Source organism: Dactylosporangium maewongense, assembly GCF_039531485.1.
Classification (GTDB): Bacteria; Actinomycetota; Actinomycetes; order Mycobacteriales; family Micromonosporaceae; genus Dactylosporangium; species Dactylosporangium maewongense.
Genome location: NZ_BAAAQD010000001.1, coordinates 1,100,792 through 1,115,644 on the forward strand (window position 1 = coordinate 1,100,792; position 14,853 = coordinate 1,115,644).

The window sequence follows — 14,853 nt, forward strand, 5'->3', positions numbered from 1 at the left end:
GCGGACAAGAATAGTTCCGCGCTAGCACCGCGGCGGCGACGCTGAACCACATGAACACAGCAGGCAGCAGGCTCGGCGTCGACATCGGCCGGGTCATCATCGGCGGGGCCGCCCCGGGCGGCGGCGACACCCAGTTCTTCAGCGGCGACACCGCCAGGATGCTGGCCACGCCGGCGGTGCCCGGCGCGTTGGAGGCCCTCGCCCGTCTCGTGCCGCGCTTCGAGCAGGTGTGGCTGGTCTCCAAGTGCGGCGAGCGGGTGCAGCGCCACACGCGGCAGTGGCTCGACCATCACGCGTTCGCGGCCCGCACCGGAATCCCCCGCGAACACCTCCGGTTCTGCCTGCGGCGGCCCGAGAAGGCCGTGCACTGCGCGGAGCTGGGCATCACCCACTTCGTCGACGACAAGCCCGACGTGCACGAGGCGCTGCGCGGCATCGTGCCGCACCGGTTCCTGTTCGGCCCGCAGCCGGCCCCGGCGCCGCCGTGGCTGCACCACACCGAGACGTGGGACGCCGCCGAGGCCGCGATCCTGCGCAGCCTCGATCAGGCGCCCGCGCGGCGGTAGACGACGACCGCGGCGAACAGCCCCGCGAGCCCGGCGAGAAGGCCGGCGATGCCGAGCATGATCGGGGCGCCGCCGGCCTGCTCCGCCGCCGCCGTCGCGCCGCGGCGGACCCGCCCGCAGCGGCGTAGCGGCGCCCCGGGCCGGCCGGGGTGGGTCAGCCGGGCTGGGAGCAGAGGCAGAAGGGCTTGCCGACCGGGTCGAGGAAGACGCGGAAGGTGTCGCCGCCGGCCTGGAGCCGGGTCGCGCCCAGGGCCAGGGTCGCCGCCTCGGCCTCATCCAGGTCGTCGACCAGCACGTCGAGGTGGAGCTGCTGCGGGTGGGCCGGGTCCGGCCAGCGCGGCGGGGTGTAGCCGTCGACGCGCTGGAAGAGGACGGGGCGGTCGCCGTTGTCGCCGATCTGCGCGAAGTCGTCGTCGTTGTGGGTCAGGGGCTTGCCGAGCAGGGCGGTGTAGAACTGGCTGAGGCGCCACGGATCCGCGCAGTCCACGACCGGGCCGAGGAGGGTCACGCCGTCGTTGCCGGGCTGCCAGCAGAGGTCGAACGGGTGGCCGGCCGGGTCGGCGACGGTGATCCAGCGGTCGTTGCGGCGCAGCAGGGTGCCGCCCAGCGACAGCACCCGCTCGAGGGCGGGCTCGAGTGCGGGGACGTGGAGGTCCAGGTGCGCCTGTTGCGGGCGCTCCTGGCCGGGCCACAGCGGCGGGCGGTGGTCGGGGGCGAGCTGGAAGCCGACCTTCCATCCGTCGTTCGCGCGCAGCGACACCCAGTCGTCGTCGGCGTAGGTCTGCTCCCAGCCGGCGAGCTCGGCGTAGAACGTGGCCAGGCCGCGGTAGTCGGCGGCGTCCAGGACCACGACGTCCAGCGTTCCGATCATGGGTCGAGGATACGGCCGCCGCCGCGGCGCACCCGTGCGCGGGATCTCGCCCGGGGCACGCGTAACCGGCTACGTCCTCAGGTCGTTGAGGAGTGAGGTCCACCAGACGAGGTGGGCAGGTCGAGTGTTGCGTGGGGGTGCGGGGCTGATGGCACGATGCTGATGCGGCGGGTGGATCCGCCGGGCAGGGCGGCACCGGCGGGAAGGGCCGGCGTCACGCTGGCTGTGGCCGTCACGGGCTACATCCTGCATTACTGGGTGTGGATGCTGATCGGCCCGCTCGGCCCGCAGCTCGGTTACCGCTTCGGGCTCGACGCGGGCGCCTGGGCCCTGCTCGGCAGCGTGCCGCTCGTCGTCGGCGTGCTGCTGCGGGTCCCGGCTGGGGTGCTGACCGACCGGTTCGGTGCCAGGGTCGTGCTGCCGGTGGTGAGCCTCGTCGCGGCCGTCGCTGCGGCCGGCCTGGCCGTCGTCGACGGGCTCGCGGCGCTGGTCGTCGTGGCGTGCGCCCTCGGCGTCGGGGGTGCGGGCCTGCCCGCCGCCGCGGCCGCCCTCGTGCGGGCCGTCGCGCCCGGCCGCCGCGCGCCCGCGTTGAGCCTCCTCGCCGGGGGCATGTGCCTCGCCGCCACGGCAGGGGTCGCCGTGCGCGCCACGGTCGCCATCGACCGGGAGCACGGCCTGCTGATCCTCACGTGCGCGCTGCTCGGCCACGCCGGGCTGGCCGCCGTCGTGCTGCGCGACCGTCCCACCGCCGGGCGGCGGCCGGGGGGTGCCTGGTCGGCCGTTCCCGCCCTGGTGCGCCGGCCCGTCACCCGCTATCTCGCCGTCTGGTACGGCGTCTCGTGCGGCGGCCTCGTCGCCCTCGACGTGTACCTGCCGGCGTACCTGCACCACACGTACGGCGTCGGCTGGACCGTGGCCATGCTGTTCGCGGCCGGCGCGGTCGGTCTCGGCGCGATGGCCGGGCCGTTCGGTGGCTGGCTGTGCCGGCGGCGCGCCCCCACCGCCGTGATCGGCACCTGCTTCACCGCCCTCGCCGCGCTGCTGGTGGTCCTGGCGTTCGAGCTGCCGCTCGCCTGGGTCGCGGGCCCGGCCCTCGGGGGCGTCGCGGTCGCGCTGGGCACCGCGTTCGGCAGCGTGCTGGCGCTCATCGGGCGCACCGCGCCGCCCGCCCAGGCCGGCACCATCACGGGCGTGATCGGCGCCGTCGGCAGCGGGGTCGGGCTCTTCCCGGCGCTGCTGATCAACACCGTGCACGACATCAACGGCTCATACGCGATCGGGCTGATCCTGCTCGCCGCCGCCGCGATCAGCGGCGCGAGCAGCCTGCGGGCCCGGCGCGCCTGGATCGGCGCCGCCGTCGCCTTCCCCGCGCCGGCCGATGTCGCGGCACAGGCCGACGACGCGTCGCAGGCCGCCACGACGATCGTGGCGCTGGAGGGGCCACAGGTCCGCGCGTACCTCGGCGACGTCACCGCCGTCCTCGCGACCCTCGCGACCCGGCACGAGGTGGCGGTCGTCTGCCGGGACGGCGGCACGGGCATCGGGTTTCAGCTCGTCGCGGGTCTGCGCCGGCACCTGCCGGCGCACACCGTGCTGGCCGTCACCGCCGAGACGCCGCCGCACCCGCACGAGACGGCGGCGATCGCGGAGATGATCGACGCGGGGAAGATCCCGGTCGTGCTCGTCGACGGCGTCGACCCCACGCCGACCGCCATGCTCCTCGCGGTGTCCGTCGACGCCGACCAGGTGCTCCAGCTGAGCCCCGACCGGGTCGAGGGCCTCATTCCGTTTCAGCGTCTCCCCGGGACGCACCTGCCCCTCGTCGGCGGGTGATCCGGCGGTACAGCAGGAACACCACGACGACCAGGAACACGCTGCCGCCGGCGGTGGTAACGGTGAACCACCCGGGCCACGGTCCGCGGTCCGGGTCGGCGCGGCGCACCACCAGCGACGGCAGCAGCCCGGTCGCCATGCGGATCTCGTACGCCTGGCACGTCTGCGTCCCGTACTCGCAGCTCTGCCCGGCGTCGAACCGGCTCAGCAGCGTGCCGGGCAGCCCGCCGCCCAGCGGCACGTCCCGCAGCTCACCGGGGCCCTCGCCGGCGGAGACCAGCGCGACGATCCGGTCGCCTGACCGCCACCCGAGCATCTCCTCCGCCGCGACCGGCGCCGGCACGGACCCGCTCCCGGTGGCGTCGGCGAAGACGATCCGCCGGTGGTAGTACGTGACCCCGTCGCCGCCGCTGGAGGTCGTGGCGCCGGTCGCGGCGAGGAGCCGGCCGTCCGGCGACCAGGCGGCGTTCATGGTGAGGATGTGCTCGGCGGGCAGGTCGACGGTCCGCGCCACCGTGCCGTCGAGGTCGACGATCTGGACCTGGGGCCCGGTCTGGACCGCGATCCGCTGCCCGTCGGGCGCGAACGACGCGGCGAAGACCGGAGTCACGCCGCTCAGCGTGCGGTGCCGGCCGGTGGGGAGGTCCACCAGGGTCAGCACGCCGGTCCGGCGGGACTCGCCGAGGGTGCTGTTGTATGGGTCGCCCATCGGCATCGGCACCGCCGAGTACGCCAGGGTCCGCCCGTCGGGGGAGAACGCGAGCGGCACCGCACCCGTCGGCGCGGGCAGCGGGACCGCCCGCCGGCGTCCGGTGGGCAGGTCGACGAGGGTCAGCGCGTCGACGGCGATCCGGTCGTCGGTGAGGACGGCGGTCGTCCCGTCCGGCGACAGCAGCCAGGGCCGGATGCGGCGGCGCCCTTCGGCCGCGTCCAGCTGCCGGTAGGTGTCCCGGTCGGCGCCGAGCGCGAGCGGCTGGAACTGGTTGAACAGCTCGCCGTTGCCGAACTGATACAGCATGATGGCCCGCCCGCCGGGGGAGCGGCTGACGGTGCTGGTCAGCGACGAGTACGGCGCGATGTGGTCGGGCAGCGACGGCGTCGCCCCCGGCGCGGCCGGCACGACGGCGACCGGCCGCACGAGCGGCAGCAGCCCGAGACCGGCGGCGAGCACGGCCACGACGGCGATCACCGCGGCGACCCGGCGGCGCCGCACGGACCTGCGCCCCCGCGCGACCAGGGTGTCGACGTACTGTGGCGGCAGCGGCGGCTCGTCGAGCGGCACCGACCGGAACAGCTGCTCGCTCACCGCGCCTCCCAGGCGTAGTCGGGCATGAGGCGGCGCAGCGCCGCGAGGGCGTAGGACGTCTGGCTCTTCACCGTGCCGGTCGAGCAGCCGAGGACCCGCGCGGTCTCCGCGACGTCGAGCCCCTCCCAGTACCGCAGCACCAGCACCGCCCGCTGCCCCGGCGCCAGCTTGGCGAGCGCCGCGTGCAGGTCGACCCGGTGCTCCAGCGCCGGTGCCGGCGCCGGATCGGGCTCGGCGTCGGTGAACAGCCGCACGTTGCGCGCCCACCACGTGCCGCGCTGCTGCAGGTACACGTTCACGAGCACCTGCCGCACATACGCGTCCGGCGAGTCCGCGGCGCTGATCCTGCCCCAGTGCCGGTACAGCTTGATGCAGGTCGCCTGCACCAGATCGTGCGCCTCGTGCCAGTCCCCGCACAGATGGTAGGCGGTCCTGCGCAGCGCGAGCACCCTGTCGCTCACGTACTGCACGTAGGCGTGCTCCTCGTCGGCCCGCATCCGGCTCCCTCCCTGCTCACCTCCTGGATCGCAGCAACCACCGGATCGGTTGTGCCCGCCGCCCGGAAATTCTGCGGGATGCGGGGCCGGCGCGGTAGGTCAGGGGAGCTGGCCCGGGAACTCGCAGGCGGTCTTGCTGGCGCCGCCGGTGTCGGCGTGGCACCAGTCGATGTCGGCGCCGCCGTCGAGGGCGTCGTAGCCGGAGCCGCCGGACAGCGTGTCGGCGCCCTGGTCGCCGTGGATGGTGTCGCCGCCGGCGCCGCCGTGGAGGTCGTCGGCGCCGTATCCGCCGTAGATGGTGTCGGCGCCGTCGCCGTCGGTGATCGTGTCGTCGCCGCCGAGGCCGTACGAGACGTCGTTGCCGCCGAGCGGGTAGATGGTGTCGGCGCCGCCGGTGATGGGCAGCCAGTTGCCGCTCGGGTCGCCGCGCAGGACGTTCGCCGAGTCGTTGCCGTACAGGACGTCGTCGGCGGAGCCGCCGGTGAGGTTCTCCACGGCGGAGCCGATGAGGTCGCCCTCGCCGGGCGCGCCGTCGTTGGCCAGGCCGTCCAGGCTGGCGGTGACCGGGACCGCGTGGTCGCCGTAGCTGACCGTGTCGACGCCCGTGCCGCCGTACATCGTGTCGGCGCCGTCGCCGCCGAGGAGGGTGTCGTTGCCGCCGCCCCCGCTGATCAGGTCGTCGCCGTCGCCGCCGCTCAGCGTGTTGGCCCCGGCGTCGCCGGTGAGCGTGTCGTCGCCGGGGCCGCCGACGACCGCCTCGACGGCGGCGAGACCGTCGTGCTCGGGGCCGCCGTCGCCGGTGCTCAGGTCGACGATGACGGGTCCGGGGTGCTGTGCGTAGCTGACCGTGTCGGTGCCGGCGCCGCCGTCGATCTGCTCGCCGTGCGTGCTGGACGTGACGGTGTCGTTGCCGTTGCCGGCGGCCACGTTGGAGCCGGAGACGGTCACGCCGGTGAGGTCGATGGTGTCGTTGCCGTCGCCGGTACCGATGAGCCAGTGCACCGAGCCGCCGCCGATCACCGTGACCCGGTCGCTCCAGTCGCCCGGCTCGACGTGGATGTCGGGCGACATCGACACCGTGCACTGCGCGACCGTGTCGTCGCCCGGCACGGGGTGCGTACAGTCGCCGGAAACGCTGATCGGATAGGTGTCGTCGATCGTCACGGTCGTGCCGGACTTCGTCACCACGACGTCGTTGGCGAACCCGGGGGCACCGCTGAAGGTCAGGTTGTGGGAGATGTCCGTGCCCGCCGATCCGCCGGGCGGCACGGCCGCCGCCGGCTCGACCGTGACCAGCACCGTGCTCATCGTCGCCGCCACAGTGAGCGCGGCCAGCCGTCGCATCATGCAGTCGTGGTACCAGCGACGGTTGGCGGCCACCCCGACGGGGTCAGCTTTCCGACACGCTGCGTGACCAGGTTGGCATCCCCGGTCAGACGCGGGGCAGGTCGAACCAGACGAGCTTGCCGCCGGTCGGGACGAGCTCGGAGCCCCACGCGGCCGCCAGCTGCTCGATGATGTGCAGGCCGCGGCCGTTGTCGCGGTCGGCGCCGTCCGGTGCCGTCCGGCGCTCCGGTGGGCGGATGCTGGTGTCGTGGACGGTGACCCGCAGGTACTCGCCCAGGCTCAGCTCGACGGTCACGTCACCGACGGTGTGCTGGATCGCGTTGGTGATCACCTCGTCGAGCAGCAGCAGCGCGTCGTCGATGATCGGTGCCTGCTTCCACGCGGTGAGCATGTCGGCGGCGAAGCGGCGGGCCGCCGACGCGCTGATCGCCTCGCCCCGGAAGCGGCGCCGCGCGGTCGGCGGCGCGGTCGGCACGGCGTCGCTGGTGAGGCAGAGGACGGCGACGTCGTCGGTGCGGGGCCGCGGGCCGACGTCGCTGCCGAGGATGTGGTCCAGGGTGCCGCCGGGGTCGCGGGTCGGCGCGCTGTGCAGGGCCGCGCGCAGCTCCCGCAGCCCCTGGTCGATCGGGTGCCGGCGGTCCTCGACGAGGCCGTCGGTGTAGAGCAGCAGCGTCGCCGCCTGCGGGATCAGCAGCGTCGTGTCGAGGTAGACCGCGTCAGGGGTCACGCCGAGCGGCGGGCACGGCCGCAGCTGCAGCCGGTGCACGCCGTCGGCGGTGCGCAGCATCGGCGGCGGATGCCCGGCGGAGACGGCGGTGGCGGTGCCCTCCGCGAGGTGCACCTCCAGGTAGCAGCAGGTCGCGATGGTGTCCGGGTGCAGGTCCAGCACCAGCCGGTTGACGTGGTGCACGACGCTGGCCGGGTTGTGCCGCTCGCCGGCGTACGCGCGCAGCGCGTTGCGGACCTGCCCCATCGTCGCCGCGGCCGCCGCGCTGTGCCCGGCGACGTCGCCGATGACGACGCCGACGGCCCCTTCGCCGAGGTCGATGATGTCGTACCAGTCGCCGCCGACGTCGACGCCGTGGGTCCACGGCAGGTACCTGGCCGCGTGGCGCAGCCCCGGCACGCGCGGCAGCGTCGCGGGCAGCAGCGCCCGCTGCAGCGCGGACGCGAGCGTGGTGCGCGCCTCGAAGAGCAGCGCCCGCTGCAGCGCCTGGGCGCCGAGGCCGGCGAGGGCCATGAGCGTCGCCTGCTCGTCGTAGTCGAACTCGCGCGGCCTGCGGTAGCCGACGACGAGCGTGCCGAGGACCTCACCACCGACCGCCAGGGGCAGGAACGCCCAGGCCTGCCGCTCGCCCGCCGGCACCGCCACCGCCGGGTCCGGCTGCGCGGCCTGGAACTGGGCGAGGGACGTCAGGTAGAGCGGCTGCCCGGTCCGCGCGACCGCCGTCGCCGGATAGGGGTGGTCCAGCGGCAGCTCCCGCAGCTTCTCGACGACGTCGGGCTCGTAGCCGTCGTGGAACCGCAGCTGCAGCTGCTGCTCGTGCAGCAGCAGGAGCGCGAGGCCCTGGCCGCCCGCCGACGGGCGCAGCACCGAGCCGATCGCCGCATACACCTCGGCGGTCGTGCTGGCCGCGACCAGCGCCGTCGTCGCCGTCTGCAGCGCCGTGGCGCGGGCCGCCGCGTCCGTCGCGCGGGCGGCGGCCCGCTCGGCCTCCGCGGCGACGGCGGCGAGGTGCCGCTGCTGCCCGACCTGGTCGGTGACCTCCCGGAACGACACCGCCACGGCCGGCGTGCCGGCGTCGGCCCGCGCCCGGGCGACCTTCACCTCCCACACCTGGCCGACCTGCGGATACGGCCGCTGCTCCAGCCACGGCTCGCCGGTCTCGGCCACCGACCGGCACCGGTCGAACAGGCCGTCGTCCCAGCTACCGGGTGACACCTCGCTGAGCGGGTGCCCGATGACCTCCTCGGCGGTGCGGCCGACGAGCTTCGCGCCGAGCTGGTTGACGTAGTCGCAGACGAAGTCGACGATCGCGCCGCTGCCGTCGGTCACCGCCCGCAGCAGCGTGAAGCCGTCGAAGGCGGCGTCGAGGACGTCATACAGCCGGGTGCCACCCGTCGACTGCGGCGCGACCGTCAGCTGCCGCAGGTCCACGAACCGCACCCCGAGCCCGTCACCCCACGGGCTGACCCGCATCTCGAAATGCCCGGTCACGCTCGGCCGGTCGTAGTAGACCGTGCGGGTGACGGGTTGCCGCGTCTCCACGACCTCCCGGTAGAGCGGCAGCGTCCCGTCGTGCACGGTCTCCGGCCACACCTCCCGGTAGCGCCGGCCGATCAGCTCCTCGCGGGACCGGCCCGCGAACCGGCAGCCGGCGTCGTTGATGTACACCATCTCGAAGTCGACGATCTCGCCGTCCTCGCGCACCGCTGTGGCGAGCACCCAGCCCTGCCGGTCGTCGTCGAGCATTGCCAGCAGTCGCGCATCGCGCGGCGCGCCGCCGTCCTCGCCCAACGGGCCTCTCCTTCTCCCCGGTGCGTCCCGGTGACGCCCTGTCATCCTCCCGCATCCGCCGCGCGTCGTCGAACCACCGCGACGCTGACCCCTCGTCGGTGCCGGGAGCTTCGCAGACGACGTGCCCGGGTGCGGGACGGGTGCGAGCAGGGTGCTGAATCGGGCGATGTGGCGGTGGTTACCACGAAACGGGACGGGACCGGCTGATCGGACGACAGCCCCGGGCCCGCGGGGGCCTCACGATCGAATGACCGCACCGTCAGATGGAGGTTTGATGCGTTCAGGTTCCCTGATCCGGGCCGCTGTTGCCGCGACCGCGGCGACCGGTCTGCTGGCCGGGCCGCTCGTGGGGCCGGCGGCCGCGGCCGTCCGCACGGGGCACGCCGCCGAGGCGTCGGTGGCGGTGATCGTCCGGCATGACGGGACCGGCGGAGCGGAGGCCGCCGTAGCCCGGGTGGGAGGCACCGTAGGACAGCACCTCGACCTGGTCGGGGCGTTCACGGCGACGATTCCCGCGGGCGCGCTCGCCGCGGTGAGCGCCGCGCCGGGTGTACGGGCGGTCACGCTCGACGGCGCGGTGCGCCTGCAGGGCGAGGAGTGGAACGCCGACAAGGACCAGCACTCGATGTACAGCCTGACCCAGTCGATCGGGGCGCAGGACGTCTGGTCGGCCACCGACGCGTCCGGCGCGAAGCTGACCGGTCAGGGCGTCGGCGTCGCCGTCATCGACTCCGGGATCGCGCCGGTCGCGGGCCTCGACACGCCGGGGAAGGTCGTCAACGGCCCCGACCTGTCGTTCGAGTCGCAGACGCCCGCGCTGCGCAACCTGGACACGTTCGGGCACGGCACCCACATGGCGGGCATCATCGCCGGCCGCGACAGCGGGGTCGCGGCCGGCAAAGAGGCGGACAAGAAGCGGTTCGTCGGGGTCGCGCCGGACGCGCACCTGGTCAACATGAAGGTCGCCGCGGCCGACGGCGCCGTCGACGTCTCGCAGGTCATCGCGGCGGTCGACTGGGTCGTGACGCACAAGGACGACCCCGGCCTCAACATCCGGGTGCTCAACCTGTCGTTCGGCACCGACTCGACCCAGGACCCGCGCCTCGACCCGCTGTCGTACGCGGTGGAGGCGGCCTGGAAGAAGGGCATCGTCGTCGTGGTGTCCGTCGGCAACGACGGCCTCCAGGAGTCCCGCGTGGGGATGCCGGCGCAGAACCCGAACGTCCTGGCCGTCGGCGCCGCCGACCCGCTGACCACCGCGGACCGCTCCGACGACGTCGTCGCCGACTTCAGCACCGGCGGCTCCGCGACCCGCCACGCCGACCTCGTCGCGCCCGGCAAGTCGGTGGTGTCGCTGCGCGTGCCCAACGCCTTCATCGACGCCGCCTACCCGCAGGCACGCATCCCCGAGGACCCCGACCAGCGGTACTTCCGTGGCAGCGGCACCTCGCAGGCCGCCGCGGTCGTGTCCGGCGCCGCCGCGCTGCTGCTGCAGCAGCGCCCCGGGCTCACCCCCGACCAGGTGAAGAAGCTGCTGACGGGCACCGCCGACGCCATGCCGGCCGGTGACACGCTCGCCCAGGGCGCGGGCCAGCTCGACATCGCCGCCGCCGTGAAGGCGCCGACCCCGGCCGTCGCGGCGCAGGGCTACCTGCCGGCGACGGGCCTCGGCTCGCTGGAGGCGTCGCGCGGCACCTCGCACGTGGCCGACCCCGACACGGGCACCGAGCTCACCGGCGAGGTCGACATCATGGGCCAGGCGTGGACGCCGGCCGGCTGGGCGCAGGTCTGCACGACGGGCACCGCCTGGAACGGCGACACGTGGAACGGCCGCACCTGGTCGGGCCGCACCTGGTCTGGCAGCAACTGGGCCGGTCGCACCTGGTCGGGCCGCACGTGGTCCGGCGCCGTCTGGGACGGCCGCACGTGGTCGGGCCGGACCTGGTCGGGTCGCACGTGGTCCGGCCGCACCTGGTCGGGCCAGGCCTGGTCCGCGAGCGTCTGGGGCTGACGCGTCCCGGAGCACCGGCTCCCGGTCGCAGGGTTTCCGACCCGGCGACCGGGAGCGCTCTGGTGCTGCCGCCCTACGTGGTGGTCGCGGGCAGGCGGGGAGCGGGCACCCGCGGCAGGCCGCGGCGGCGGGCGGTGGCGTCGGTGCCGCCCAGCCAGCGCAGCCAGCGGCAGGCGGTGTGGACGCGCCTCATCGCCGTGGGCCCTGGGGGCGGGGCTGGAGCCGGAAGACCAGTGGGGGAGCGACGTCGCCGGCCGGTCCGCCACCCGGGAAGGGGACGGCGACGACGACGTACGCCGAGTCGTAACGGTGTCTGTCTGCGGTGGATGGACGCTTGCGGGCACGCGGGGTCGACATCACGGTTCCTCACGAAGTGGTTCGGGGGCGAACGCATCCCGCGTCGCGCGGGGGTCGCTGGAAGGAAGCGGGCGTGAGTCAGGCGGGACAGCTGGCCGACCACACTCGACCGAAGTCGATGTGGTCGCGGGTCCACAGTGGCGTGCTGGCCATGCAAACAGTGCAGCAGCGTCGATGCGCGGCTGTCAACGACCCGTCGCGCTCGTCACGAAGACGGCCGCGGGCGTGGACTAATTGCTACTTACCAGATAGGATTATGGGGAAACGGCGGGGTGTGAGAGCCACCGCACCCCGCCGTGGGAGCGTCACTCGAACAGGTCGTAGACCGAATCCGGGGCGGGGACCGCACCGGCCGGCGCGGTGACCGGCGGGACCGAGCCGAAGCCGGCGAAGGTCAGCCGGATCGACAGCTCCGGGTCGATCGCGTCGCCGTCCACGGCGAACTCGGTCAGCCGGCCCTTGGCGTCGACGGTCGCTGTGAACGGGACTGCCTTGGCCTTCGCGCCGGCCTTGCGCACCGCGTCGTCCGGAGGGGCGAGGATGGTGTCGGCGGCCGTCACGTCGACGGTGCCCTTGTAGTGGGTGGCATCGGTCCGCTCGACCTCACCGAGACCGTTTTTGCACAGCTCGGTGACGCCCAGGCGTGGTGCGCCGGCCGGGTCGATCGGCAGCGTCGCCGAGGCGCCGACCTTCGACCGGTCGACCCGCATCCAGTGCGCCGCGTCGACGCCCCACGCCTTGTTGAGCTGCGCGCCGAAGTCGGCCTTGACCCACAGCTCGGGCGCGATGACGGTGTACGCCACTGAGATGTCGATGGTCCCGACCCGGCCGCCCATGGACATCGTGGCGGCCTGGTCCGCGGGGTCGATCCTGCCCCCGCCGGTCTTCGCGCCCTGCTTGATCTCGAACGTGTACGCGGTGCTGCCCAGCGTGTTCACCGCCGCCAGCAGCGCCTCCTTCGGCGGGAGATCGGCCGTGGGTGAGCCGATGACCCGGCCCGCTGACGGCGTCCCGACCTGCGTCTCGATCGTGCAGCCGGTCAGGCCGCCCGCGGTCAGGGCGAGCACGAACAGCACAGTTATGTGTCTCATCTGGCAAAGGCCTCCGCATCGGGGTGCACCCCCAGGCTCGGAGGCGCAGCCGCACGGACGGTATCGGCCCGCCGCCATGGCCCCGACCGACCGGAAGCCGTGGTGACGCAGGTCAGCGCGATCAGCCTCATTCCGTGACACGACTTGTGTCGACTATCCGCCCCCGGCTCCGTGCTCAAGTGGAGGACCGTGCTGCCGATGAACGGGGCGTGTTCAGGGTTCTGGCCGTCGCCGCCGTCACCGTGCTCGCAATATCCGGGTGCGCCGGAGGCGGTGACGGTGCGAAGGAGACCGTCGGGTACGCCGCGGACCAGCCGCCCGTCACGATCGACTTCTGGTACATGCCGTCGGGCGGGCCGCTGCAGGAGAAGGCCGTCGCCGAGGAGGCCAAGGAGTTCCACGCCGCGCACCCCAACATCACCGTCAACCCCGTGCGGATCGTCTGGGAGGACGCGCTCACCCGGCTGAGCACCGCGTCGGCCAGCGGCGAAGGCCCCGACGTCACCCAGCTCGGCACCACCTGGGTCGGCGGCTTCAGCCGGCTGGGGGCGCTGCGCCCCTACACGGCGGCCGAGATCGACGCGGTCGGCGGGCAGACGGCCTTCACCGCCGCCAGCTGGAGCTCCAGCCATCTCATCGGATCCCCGGACACGACGGCGATGCCGTGGCTGGTCGACGTGCGGGCGCTGTTCTACCGTACCGACGTGCTCAAGGCCGCCGGTCTGGACGCGGCCACGGCGTTCGCCACGTGGGAGTCGCTGGAGGCGGCCCTGCAGCGGATCCAGGCCACCGGCGGCGGGGTCGCGCCGCTGGCGATCGGCAACGAGAACACCTTCGGCATCATCCACAACGTGGCACCGTTCGTTTGGAGCGCGGGCGGGGACCTGCTGGACACGGCCGGCACCGCGTCGCGCCTGTCCGAGCCGGCGGCCGTCGACGCCGTGCACTACTACCAGCGGCTGGTCGCGCGGTTCAACGACCCGCAGGTGGCGAAGATGATCAACAACGACGTGCCGGCCGCGTTCGCCGCTGGTCGCGGCGCCGTCACCATCGACAACTCCCAGTCCGTCGGCGACTTCCTGGCCGACCCGGACCGCCCCGGGCTGCGGGCCGGCTGGGGGACCGCGCCGCTGCCTGCGGGCAAGGCCGGGCGGTTCGGCTTCCTCGGCGGCTCCAACCTGGCGATCCTCAAGGACGCGAAGCACCCCGGAGCCGCCTTCGAATGGGTGCGGTTCCTCACCGGGAAGCAGAGTCAGCAGCGGTACGCCGTGAGCACCGGCCTCTGGCCCGCGCGCTCGGAAGCGGTCGCGGGGACGAGGCTGGAGACGGAGCCCGCGTACGCCGCGTTCCGCGAGATGATCGGCCACGGCAGGATGTACCCGTCGGTCGCCGCGTGGATCGTGGTGGAGAGCGTGATCGCCAAGGACTTCGCCGAGCTGTGGCACGCGCCGGGGGAGCTGACCCGCGACCAGGTCCGCTCGATCCTGGCCAAGACCAGCGCCGACATCGACGAGACCCTGGCCGATCCGGGCCGGACCGGCATCGGCGAGTAGCCCGGGCGGTGGTTGGTGTTGTTGTGACGAACCACTAAGTTCGGTCACGACACAGCACGCCGCCTGGAAAGGACGCCGGTGGACAGCAGCGAGCAGAGCCGGATCGACACCACTGTGCCGCACCCCGCGCGGCGGTACAGTTACTGGCTCGGCGGCAAGGACCACTTCGCAGCTGACCGCGAGTCCGGCGACGCGATCGCCGCAGCCTTCCCGGCCGTCGTCGCCCTGGCCAGGGCCAACCGGGTGTTTTTGCGCCGCGTCGTGCACTTCCTGGCCGAGGCCGGCGTCCGGCAGTTCCTCGACCTCGGCACCGGCCTGCCCGCGCCCGACAACACGCACGAGGTCGCGCAGCGGGTCGCCCCCGAGTCGCGGGTGGTCTACGTCGACAACGACCCGATCGTGATGGTGCACGCCCGGGCGCTGCTGCAGGGCGACCCGCGCGGCGCGACCGCCTACCTCGAGGCCGACGTCCGCGACCCCGACTCGATCCTGGAGCACCCGAGCCTCCTCGAGACGCTCGACCTGACCCGCCCGGTCGGCGTCCTGCTGATCACCACCCTGCACTTCGTCCACGACGACGAGCAGGTCGCCGCCATCGTCAAGCGCCTGGTCGACGCGGTGCCGTCCGGCAGCTATCTGGTGATCACCCATGGCACGATGGACTTCAGCACCCAGCAGGGCATCACCGCGTATGAGCAGATGTTCGCCGCCGGCCGCACCGACGTCCGCGCCCGGCCCCGGGCCACTCTCGAGCGCTACTTCGCGGGCCTGGAGATCGTCGAGCCCGGCATCGTCCCGGTCGGCGACTGGCGCCCCGACACCGATCAGCGCCCGGTCAGCGAGGATCTGCAGATCTACGCGGTGGTCGCCCGGAAGCCGTAAGGTTGCAAGGTTCGGTGCCGA

General features: G+C 73.8%; 11 protein-coding genes. 5 read left to right on the top strand and 6 right to left on the bottom strand.

Going from position 1 to position 14,853, the window contains the following annotated elements; translation table 11 throughout:
* Positions 1-50: 50 nt before the first annotated feature.
* Complete coding sequence (locus ABD332_RS04985) at positions 51-566, top strand: hypothetical protein (protein WP_344499949.1); 516 nt, start codon at positions 51-53, stop codon at positions 564-566.
* A gap of 154 nt (positions 567-720) precedes the next feature.
* On the opposite strand, the gene ABD332_RS04990 is transcribed toward ABD332_RS04985, so the two are convergent.
* Positions 721-1,437, bottom strand: a complete 717-nt coding sequence (locus ABD332_RS04990; protein WP_344499950.1) for a VOC family protein — start codon at positions 1,435-1,437, stop codon at positions 721-723.
* Between the two features lie 162 nt (positions 1,438-1,599).
* Here ABD332_RS04990 and ABD332_RS04995 point away from each other — a divergent pair, with 162 nt between their 5' ends.
* Positions 1,600-3,270, top strand: coding sequence for an MFS transporter (locus ABD332_RS04995; protein ID WP_344499952.1), 1,671 nt, complete (start codon positions 1,600-1,602; stop codon positions 3,268-3,270).
* Here the strand turns inward: ABD332_RS04995 and ABD332_RS05000 are convergent.
* From ABD332_RS05000 to ABD332_RS05015, 4 genes are all read right to left on the bottom strand, one after another.
* The gene (locus ABD332_RS05000; protein ID WP_344499954.1) at positions 3,218-4,576 is read right to left on the bottom strand and encodes a WD40 repeat domain-containing protein; all 1,359 of its coding nucleotides are present in this window, start codon (positions 4,574-4,576) and stop codon (positions 3,218-3,220) included. The two genes, ABD332_RS04995 and ABD332_RS05000, sit on opposite strands and share 53 nt — an antisense overlap.
* Positions 4,573-5,073 (bottom strand): SigE family RNA polymerase sigma factor, encoded by a 501-nt coding sequence (locus ABD332_RS05005; protein WP_344499956.1) that lies wholly within the window; start codon positions 5,071-5,073, stop codon positions 4,573-4,575. Before ABD332_RS05005 ends, ABD332_RS05000 begins: the two co-directional genes overlap by 4 nt.
* Positions 5,074-5,172: 99 nt before the next feature.
* Positions 5,173-6,420, bottom strand: a complete 1,248-nt coding sequence (locus tag ABD332_RS05010; RefSeq protein WP_344499958.1) for a calcium-binding protein — start codon at positions 6,418-6,420, stop codon at positions 5,173-5,175.
* Positions 6,421-6,505: 85 nt separating this feature from the next.
* Complete coding sequence (locus tag ABD332_RS05015; protein ID WP_344499960.1) at positions 6,506-8,938, bottom strand: SpoIIE family protein phosphatase; 2,433 nt, start codon at positions 8,936-8,938, stop codon at positions 6,506-6,508.
* A gap of 274 nt (positions 8,939-9,212) precedes the next feature.
* Between ABD332_RS05015 and ABD332_RS05020 the strand changes: the two genes are divergently transcribed.
* On the top strand, positions 9,213-10,949 hold the full coding sequence (locus ABD332_RS05020) for a S8 family serine peptidase (RefSeq protein ID WP_344499962.1): 1,737 nt from the start codon (positions 9,213-9,215) through the stop codon (positions 10,947-10,949).
* Positions 10,950-11,611: 662 nt separating this feature from the next.
* On the opposite strand, the gene ABD332_RS05025 is transcribed toward ABD332_RS05020, so the two are convergent.
* The gene (locus ABD332_RS05025) at positions 11,612-12,397 is read right to left on the bottom strand and encodes a hypothetical protein (RefSeq protein ID WP_344499964.1); all 786 of its coding nucleotides are present in this window, start codon (positions 12,395-12,397) and stop codon (positions 11,612-11,614) included.
* A gap of 209 nt (positions 12,398-12,606) precedes the next feature.
* Between ABD332_RS05025 and ABD332_RS05030 the strand changes: the two genes are divergently transcribed.
* Positions 12,607-13,950 carry an extracellular solute-binding protein gene (locus ABD332_RS05030; RefSeq protein WP_344499966.1) on the top strand — a complete coding sequence of 448 codons (1,344 nt, stop codon included), beginning with the start codon at positions 12,607-12,609 and terminating at the stop codon, positions 13,948-13,950.
* 78 nt (positions 13,951-14,028) lie between these two features.
* The gene (locus ABD332_RS05035) at positions 14,029-14,832 is read left to right on the top strand and encodes an SAM-dependent methyltransferase (protein WP_344499968.1); all 804 of its coding nucleotides are present in this window, start codon (positions 14,029-14,031) and stop codon (positions 14,830-14,832) included.
* The last annotated feature ends 21 nt before the right edge of the window (positions 14,833-14,853 follow it).